5 protein-coding genes are annotated in these 6,888 nt (G+C 64.1%); 3 read left to right on the top strand and 2 right to left on the bottom strand.

Annotation, left to right across the window (positions count from 1 at the left end; all coding sequences use genetic code 11):
- Positions 1-105 precede the first annotated feature (105 nt).
- Both RMO81_RS09280 and RMO81_RS09285 read right to left on the bottom strand, forming a co-directional pair.
- Positions 106-3,021, bottom strand: coding sequence for a TonB-dependent receptor (locus RMO81_RS09280; protein ID WP_310475553.1), 2,916 nt, complete (start codon positions 3,019-3,021; stop codon positions 106-108).
- Positions 3,022-3,293: 272 nt separating this feature from the next.
- Positions 3,294-3,809, bottom strand: a complete 516-nt coding sequence (locus tag RMO81_RS09285) for a DUF6491 family protein (RefSeq protein ID WP_310475559.1) — start codon at positions 3,807-3,809, stop codon at positions 3,294-3,296.
- A 213-nt stretch (positions 3,810-4,022) separates the two neighbouring features.
- Between RMO81_RS09285 and RMO81_RS09290 the strand changes: the two genes are divergently transcribed.
- The 3 genes from RMO81_RS09290 to RMO81_RS09300 all read left to right on the top strand — a co-directional run.
- Positions 4,023-5,441 carry an FAD-binding oxidoreductase gene (locus RMO81_RS09290; protein ID WP_310475554.1) on the top strand — a complete coding sequence of 473 codons (1,419 nt, stop codon included), beginning with the start codon at positions 4,023-4,025 and terminating at the stop codon, positions 5,439-5,441.
- 104 nt (positions 5,442-5,545) lie between these two features.
- A complete protein-coding gene (locus RMO81_RS09295; RefSeq protein ID WP_310475555.1) occupies positions 5,546-6,304 on the top strand; it encodes a SapC family protein in 759 nt (252 codons plus the stop codon).
- Positions 6,305-6,460: 156 nt separating this feature from the next.
- Positions 6,461-6,888, top strand: a 428-nt coding sequence (locus RMO81_RS09300; protein ID WP_310475557.1) for a Plug domain-containing protein, incomplete at its 3' end; no start/stop codon positions are given.

Raw genomic sequence — 6,888 nt, forward strand, 5'->3', positions numbered from 1 at the left:
GGGGGGGGCCTAAATTTTCTTGGGCGCGCGCCGCTGCGCCACATAAAACCCGGGGGGGGGGTTGTCCCCCCCCCCCCCGCCCGGATTCGACCCGGTTGCTTCAGATCAGAAGCGGAAGCCTGCGGCCACACCATAACGCCGGGGTTCCAGCGTGAAGATGTTGGTGAACAGGCCCGACGACTGATCGGTAACGTACAGGCCGGTGACCGCGCTGTTGTTGGTCAGGTTCTGCACAAAGCCGCGGACATAGAATTTGTCATCCGGGCCGTTGAACTGGATCTGAGCGTTGATCACGGTGAAGCTCGGCACGCGGTTGATGGCACCATTGAAGATGTTGCCAAAGCTTTCGCCGGTGTGCGCCAGATCCACGCGCGGGATCAGGTTCATGTCACCCAGTTCGAACGTGTACTGGACGCCCGCCGAGAACTTGTAGGTCGGCGCCTGCGGCAGCTGGTTGCCGCGCAGGTTGGTCAGCACGCCTTCCGGCAGCATCTGCACGCCGCCGAACGCCGCGCCCACTGTGGGTGCCAGCGCCTGCAGCACGCCGCAGAACGAGAAGGCACCGGTGGCACCGTTCAAGCCACTGTCGGTCGGGAAGGCCCCCGGAGCGCGCAGACCGGCGCCGGCCTGCAGACCCGGAATGGCACCCGCGTTGATCAGCGTGTTGGCCTGGGCCACGAAGCCGTTGGCACCAGCGGCATTGCCGGCCGTGGTCGGGACGACGGCGCAGTTGGAGCCGTTGGAGATATCCTTGATGATCACGGCATCGCTGCGACCGCCTGACGGATCGCGCGGATTGGCAAGGAACTTGTCGCTGGCCACCTTGGTGTGCAGGTACGACGCGTTCAGGTTGATCAGCAGGTTGCGGGTGGGCGCCAGGATGAATTCGCCTTCCAGGCCGTAGACATTGGCATCAACGTTGTCGTTCACCGAGGTGCGCGCGGTGATGCGGCTCAGCTGCAGGCCCTTGTACTTGTAGTAGAAGGCCGTGATGTTCGCCCGCAGCTTGCCATCGAGGAAGCTGTTCTTGGAGCCGATTTCAAAGGCGTCCACGAATTCCGGGGTGAACGTGTCCGGCACGGCGAAGATCGGCTGCAGCGGCGGGTTGATACCGCCCGATTTGTAGCCGCGCGAGTAGGAGGCATAAATCAGATTGTCTTCGGTGATCTTCCAGTCGAGCACAACCCGACCGGTCATTTCCGAGAAGCTCACTTCGCGCACCGAGAAGGCCTGAATGCCGGCGCGGTTGGGATCGCCGTCGAAGTTGCGGGCAGCCGGCGAATTGAAGACGCTGCCGGTGGTGCCGAACGGCACGAAGAAGCTGGCCAGCGTCGAACGGGCGCTGACATTCTTTTCGTCATTGTTGTAGCGCAGACCGGCGGTGAGCTTCAGGGTGTCGCTGAAGTTGTAATAGGCTTCACCGAAGAGGCCATAGCTCTTGAGCGTGAAGCGGTTGGTGTTGTTGCGGAAGAACGGCGTGCCGAGATAGCCGCCGTTGGCCGCGCCGAGGACGCCGACCAGGTAGTCGATGCCCCAGCTGTTCACATAATAGCTGTTTTCGGGCAGCACGGTATCGACGTAGATCCCGCCGACCAGGAAGTTGAACTTGCCATCAAATTCCGAGGACACGATGGCTTCCAAGGTCTTGCCGCGAACGATCTGGTTGGACCGGTCGAAATCCTGCGGCGTTGAGAAGCAGTCACGGAACCCGCCATAGGCACCCAGGCCGGTTTCTTCCGACTGCGAGGTGCAGAACTGCGCGCCGTTGCTGGTGGCATTGACCACGTTGGTCAGGCCTGGAATGGCCGCCGAAAAGGCGCGGGCAGTGGCCAGCGCCGATGAAGCGACAGCCGGGTTGAACACGCTCTGGTTATAATCGACCGAGCTGTCCACCGCGTTGCGCTGGTACATGCCGGTGACCTGGGCCTTGATGCTGCCGAAGTCATGCTGGATGCGCAGCATATATTGTTCTTCTTCGGCGAAATATTTCGGCGTGTAATCGGTGCGGATTTCGCGCACGCTGGCTGGATTGGTGTGGCCGGCATAGTTGTACGGATCGCGGTCATACAGGCTGCCGAGACCAAGCGCGCCAAAGGCGGCGCCACCCTGAGTTGTCAGGAACTCGCGGCTGGCGAGCGTACCGACAAAGGTGGAATTGGCATTGAGGAAGCCATTGTCGCGCCGGCCGGGCAGGCAGCCCAGCACGCCGGTCGGATCGGTCTGGCACAGCTGCTTCTGGTTGCGATTGCGATTATCCTTTTCACGGAAATAATAGGCCATCGCATCGACGGTGGTGTTTTCCGTCGGTTCCCAGCGGATGCTGCCGCGGATGGCATAAAGATCGCGGCCATCGATGCGGGTGTTGTTGAACACGTTGGTGCTGAAGCCATCGCGCTTCAGATAGGTGCCGGCAACGCGAATGGCCAGATTGTCGGTGATGGGCAGGTTCAACATGCCCTTCAGGCGCAGCGAATCGAAATTGCCATATTCGATTTCGCCGGCGGCATGGATGGCGTCCATCCGGGGTTTGGCGTTGACGAAGTTGACGACGCCGCCGGTGGCGTTGCGGCCGAACAGCGTGCCCTGCGGGCCGCGCAGCACTTCAACACGCTCCAGATCGAAGAATTCGGCTTCGAACAGGCGGGTGGCGAACAGCGGCATACCTTCGGTGTGGATGCCGGTGGCGCTGTCGCAAGTGACGCCGACGCACAGATCGCCGATGCCGCGGATGGTGAAGCTGGAACCGGTGAAGTTGCCCTTGGTGAAGGTGATGTTGGGCAGGGTCAGCTGAATATCGAGCGGGTTGTTGATCTGCTGGCGCTGCAGGGCGCCGGCGTCAAAGGCGGTCACCGCGATCGGCACGTCCTGCAGGCTCTGCGCGGTGCGCTGGGCGGTCACGACGATTTCGGCGATGCCGGTTTCTTCGCCCTGCGCCGTTTGCGCGAAAGCTGGCAACGCGACCAGACCGATCAGTGATGCGCTGGCCACCAGGCCTGCACGGATTCCAAGCGTGATCTTCATATGACGTCCTCCCCAATAGCCCAAACGGCTGGACCCTTTCGGTGCGGCTCTGATGGCCAGGTCCTGTGCCGGTGCATGACGCCTTTGTGACCGCCATGTCGCAATCATCAGTTTGGACAGGCCACGGCGATTTTGTCCAGTGCGCCACGGGGTTTGGCCGGGTTCACCTTGTTGTGGAGCCCTGTCTGTGTCCGCTGTGCAACAGTTTGACAGTTGCGGCGGCCGGAATCAGCGCCGGCGGCGGGACTTTTCAGCGCCTGCGGCGGGACTTTTCAGCGCCTGCGGCGGGCGTTGCGGGCCGCCGCCGGTCGGGCCGCGGGCGGCACCTGCACAATGGCGGCAATCGCGCACTCGCCGCCGGAACGTGCGCCGATGGCATCCCTGCCGGCGCAAATCTGGCCGGTCTTTTTCTGCTGATAATAAAAGCCCTGATAGAAACTGAGCGCCGGACAATCCTGCGCCAGGTGCAGCCGCCAGCGCCGCCCGCCGCGCATGGTCAATTCGATGGCGCGATCGCCATACAGCTGGGCGCCGGCAACGGCATTGACGGCGATGCAGCGATTGCGTCCGGCGCGCGGAGGGGGTGGTCGCCCCAGCATTTCGCCACCGCCCGGCCGCACCGGCACGCGCCGCCAGGCCTGGCCATCAAAGCTTTGCGGTGCGATCGTTGGTGTCTGGGCCAGCACCTGGGCCGGCACCTGGGCCGGCGCTGTGGCTCTTGCCAGTGTGCGGCGGTTCTGCGCCACGGCCGGGCCAGCCATCACCAGCAGCGCCGCTACGCTCGCCATCACGCCAGACCGAAATGCCGACAATCGTGATTATTCCCCTGTTGTCGTCGAACGTGCAGCTCTGCTGTTCTGCACCACCTGGTGGTTGCCCCCAACCGCCCGGATTGATTGATGGGTGCCGGGTGCCGCTTGAACCTCGTCTGAATAGGGGGGCTGAATATGGCCTGCAAGCTGTGGGTTCAGCTGAGCCGGGAAAACCGGTAGGGGAGCCAGATGACCGATCTTGTGATTCCGCCGCCGCCGTCTGTTGCCGCGCTTGCTGCCCTCAAGGCAGCGGCCGGCAGCGATTGGAGCGAGGATGGCGATCTGATCGGCCCGCGGCTGGTCGATTGGCGCGGCCGCTATCGGGGCGCCACGCCGCTGCTGTTGTTGCCGCGCGACGTGCCAACATTGCAGGCCATTGTGCGGGCAGCTGCCGCGCACCGGGTCGCCCTGGTGCCGCAGGGTGGCAACACCGGGTTGGTGGGCGGCGGCATCCCGCCGGCGGATGGCTCGGCGGTGCTGGTCAGTCTCGCGCGGATGAACCGCATCCGGCAAATTGATGCCGCCGGGCAATTGCTGGTTGCAGAAGCGGGCGTGATCCTTGCCGATGTTCACGCAGCGGCGGCCGAACATGGGCTGGTGTTTCCCCTGTCGCTTGGGGCCAAGGGCTCCGCCACGGTCGGCGGGTTGGCGGCCACCAATGCGGGCGGCGTGCAGGTGCTGCGCCACGGCACGATGCGGGCGCTGGTCGCCGGGCTGGAGGCCGTGTTGCCCGATGGCAGCGTGCTGCACCAGTTGCAGGGCCTGGCCAAGGACAATACCGGGCTGGATATCAAGCAACTGCTGATTGGCGCTGAAGGCACGCTGGGTTTCATCACGGCGGTGGCCTTGAAACTGGTGCCGGCGCCGCGCCACCGGGCTGTGGGCTGGGCCGGGGTGGACCGGCCACAACGCGCGCTCGCCTTGCTGGCCCGGCTGCGGCAGCTGAGCGGCGGGCAGGTGGAAAGCTTTGAGCTGATACCGGCTGCCGGGGTCGATCTGGTCGTTACCCACCTTGGCCTGGCGCCACCGCTGGCTGGCCACCATGCCTGGCAGTGCCTGGTGGAACTGGCCGGGCCGCAGCCGCTGGACGAACTGCTGGCAGAGGGTCTGGCTGACGCCGATGACGCGGTGATCGCCCAATCCGAGAGCCAGGCCGCTGCCCTGTGGCGCCGCCGAGAAGAACTGCCGCTGGCCGAACGCAGCGACGGCCCGGCGGTGCACCACGATATTGCCGTGCCGGTATCGGCGATGGCGGATTTCGCGGAAGTGGCGGCAGCGGCAATCGAGGCCGAATTTTCCGGCGCCCGTGTGCTGGCGTTCGGGCATCTGGGCGATGGCAATCTGCACTTCAATGTCCGCGCTCCCCAGGATTCCGCGGGCGGCGAGGGTGCTGCCGCGTGGATCGCCCATCACCGCGCGGCCATCACGGCCCGTGTCCACGAAATGGTGGCAGCGGCGGGCGGCTCGATCTCGGCCGAACATGGCATCGGGGTGATGAAGCGGGATGATCTGCGCCGGCTGGGCGATCCGGCGCGCCTGGCGGCGATGCGCGCGGTGAAGCAGGCGCTTGATCCGGGTGGCATCATGAACCCGGGCAAGGTCTATTGATCGGGCGGGTCACGCTGGCGCAGCGCAGTCTTGCAGAAGCAACAATGCCGCACTAGGAAAGCGCAGTAATTCTTCACTCCAATCACGAAAGTGCGCGAAATCTCATGGCCAGCCAGCCTCCTGCCAATCAGCTTCCCCTGTTCTACAACGGCCTGGCGCCGCTGTCGTCGCAGCTGCACCCGAACCATGGCCTGAAGCCGCGCGGCGATCTGGGCTTTACCCGCGGCACCCACGCCATTCCGGTGACCGTGGATGAATTCCCGTTGGTGCAGCGCAGCTATCCGATCGTGTTCGGCGTGGGCGAAAATCCCGCTCCGCTGGCGCTGGTCGGCCTGCAGGAAGGCGAGAATCTCTATCTGGGCGCCGACGACCAGTGGGAAGCCAACGCCTATGTGCCCGCCTTTGTGCGCCGCTATCCGTTCATGCTGGCCCGGTTGACCCCGGATGCCCAGGAACTGTCGCTGTGCTTTGACGATACGGCGGGCATCGTGGTCGACAACGAAGGCGAAAAGCTGTTCGACGGCACCGATCCGACCGAAACCACCAAGGCCATCCTGCAGTTCTGCGAGCAGTTCGAACAGGCCGTGATGCGCACGCGCGGTTTCATGGAAGAACTAACCAAGCTTGATCTGCTGATGGATGGCGAAGTCACCATCCAGCGCGATGGCCTGGCCCAGCCGGCGGTGTATCGTGGTTTCCGCATGGTCGATGAAAGCAAGCTGCAGAACCTGCGCGGCGATCAGGCTCGCAAGATGGTGCAATCCGGCCTGATGGGCCTGATCTATGCCCATCTGTTCAGCCTGTCGCTGATCAGCCCGCTGTTTGAACGCCAGTTCGCTGCGACCCAGGCCAAGACTGCCTGATCCGGCTCCGGGTGAAAGATTTGAGGGGCGGTGGCCAGGCCACCGCCCCTTTTTTCTTGCCCATCGCCGAACGCTGCGATGCGGACGTAGCGCTTGACGTGATACATCGTATCATCCTATCGCGACTTCCTGTTCGTTCATCAGGAAGTTGATCCCATGACCCCGCGCCCGTCGCTTGCTAACCTGTCGCTTGCTACCCTGTTGCTGCTGTCGGCCGCCCCCGTGCTGGCCGAAGACGCGGCCCCAAATGACAACCAGCATGGTTCGATCGATCCGGAAATCATCGTGTCCTCCCCCTACGCGCGTGATCGCAAGCTGGTGGCGACGGCGGTTTCGGTGTTGCAGGGCGATGATCTGCAACGCCAGTTGCGCTCCACGATCGGTGAAACCCTGGCGCGCCAGCCCGGCGTGAGCGCCAGCTTCTTTGGCCCCAACGCCTCCCGCCCGATCCTGCGCGGCCTTGATAATGAACGCGTGCGCGTGCTGACCGATGGCATCGGCAGTTTCGACGTGTCCAACACCTCGGTCGATCACGCGGTGGCCGCCAACCCGTTGCTGGCTGATCGCATCGAAATCCTGCGTGG

It is taken from the genome of Sandarakinorhabdus sp., assembly GCF_031422795.1.
Classification (GTDB): domain Bacteria; phylum Pseudomonadota; class Alphaproteobacteria; order Sphingomonadales; family Sphingomonadaceae; genus Sandarakinorhabdus.

Bases quoted from the DNA above. Each gene is read 5' to 3' on its own strand.
- RMO81_RS09280 (WP_310475553.1), bottom strand. From the start codon at position 3,021: ATGAAGATCACGCTTGGAATCCGTGCAGGCCTGGTGGCCAGCGCATCA.
- RMO81_RS09285 (WP_310475559.1), bottom strand. From the start codon at position 3,809: ATGGCGAGCGTAGCGGCGCTGCTGGTGATGGCTGGCCCGGCCGTGGCG.
- RMO81_RS09290 (WP_310475554.1), top strand. From the start codon at position 4,023: ATGACCGATCTTGTGATTCCGCCGCCGCCGTCTGTTGCCGCGCTTGCT.
- RMO81_RS09295 (WP_310475555.1), top strand. From the start codon at position 5,546: ATGGCCAGCCAGCCTCCTGCCAATCAGCTTCCCCTGTTCTACAACGGC.